The following is a 1,728-nucleotide window of genomic DNA, read 5'->3' on the forward strand; positions in this document are numbered from 1 at the left end:
GTATGCAAATCTTTCAATCACCTACACTTGCCCTTTAGAAAAAAGAAACAATCTCGCCTAAAATTGACTTTGCATAAGCTTAGCTTGATAGCGATGGGGTAGCGCCACACATCCATCAACTTAACGTATATTTTTATACAAAATGCGGTCTTTCCACTTAGTTTTTTATTATCTTTTATAGATGTTATAAAAGTGGGTATATCAAATAAACCGTAACGGGTTTGAATTTTTTTACTATGCTACATGATGAGTAGAAGTGGTATACTCATACACAACGCCCAAAATATCAAAGGCTGTTTTTTTCTCATATCTGTGAGATTTTCGTCCGTTTCGCTGTAGGAGGTTAAACAGACGAAGGAGAATCTTTGATAATTCTTGGGTGTTTTTATGTAATGCTTGATGAAAAAGTAAGAAATAATCTTTAATTATGTACATCGCTTTATATTCACTTAGCTCTTTCTGTTTCTTACGTAACAGGAGTTCTCTCATTTTAAACATAGTAGAAGAACATAATAGGATACTAATGAGTTGTCCATAAAGATGGCATTCTAATCGCTCTTGTTTAATAGATTTACAACGATGAATTTGAAACCAGGATTTCCATATTTTAAATAACAGCTTAATTTGCCAACGTAGTGAATATAAATCATAGATTTTCTCTTTTGGTACCCATTCCGTAGGAATGTTTGTCATATATACCGTAATTCCTTGTAAAAGTTTCATACGCTCTGTATATGTAATCCCTTTTTTCTTTTCACGAATAGCTCGATCACGTAGGCGTTTTTGTTTTTTGCTCCCCCGTACATTTATAAACCACAATGCGAGTAGGTAATTTGTCTTTGTTCCCTACATATACATCATGTAATTCATACACTTGGCCAGGTTGTAATTGGTTCATGATGTCTTCCAAATGAATTTGTATATATACCAGCCTCAGTTGAGCGGGTTTTGTTTTAAATACGACTGCTTCGAATTCTTTTCTATATATTTTAGTTGGTAACTTAAGACGTGATAAATAATATCCTTGCTTATCTTGAATAGACTTAAAATCTTGTAAACGAAAATATCCTAAGTCACGAATATATAGTTCATTCTTTTGCGCCATACCTGTTCGAGTCGCACCATCCGCCTGATCACTTCGTTTTCCTGGTTCAATTTTCACATCAGAAAATTCTCCACTCAACAGGTCATACTCTAGTTGAATTTTTACACCAGCTTTATGACTACATCCCCCGGCACCAGGATAAGTAGATGCAAATCGATCTGGCACTTGAAATGTTGTAGAATCAAGGATAAGAATACGCTCAAAATAGGCAGAAAGAGCATGAGAAATCTTAGATAATCCCCCAATTTTAGCCTGTAGAAGTGTAGTGAATACAGTTCGAAAGAAGGCTACAGAAGCCGAGTTAAATCGCCGATTAAGTCCCTCAGGACTTAATAAAATTCCTGTTGAAGTTTCTAATTGACTACAAAGTTGAGTAAGAGAGGTAGTAGCGATTTGTTGATTTAACCATACACACAAAGATAAAAAATGGTACCCATGGCACTTACGTTTTCGTTTCATTCCGCCTGCTTCTATAGCTAATTGATTAAGTGTAGCGGGAGACATATAGCGATATAACTCTTCGGCAAATAAAGACAACTCTTGTTTTTGATGCATATTCATAAAAAGCACGTCACCCTTTCTCATTAACATAAGAGAATAGTAACGTGCTTTTTGTTTTAAGA

Annotated in this window: 1 pseudogene; it reads right to left on the reverse strand. The window is 35.0% G+C overall.

The features are described from left to right. Positions 1–234: 234 nt before the first annotated feature. Positions 235–1,666: pseudogene (locus COI75_RS16890) on the reverse strand (IS4 family transposase). Positions 1,667–1,728 lie beyond the last annotated feature (62 nt).

It is taken from the genome of Bacillus cereus, from assembly GCF_002564555.1.
In the GTDB taxonomy this organism is placed as follows: Bacteria; Bacillota; Bacilli; order Bacillales; family Bacillaceae_G; genus Bacillus_A; species Bacillus_A cereus_K.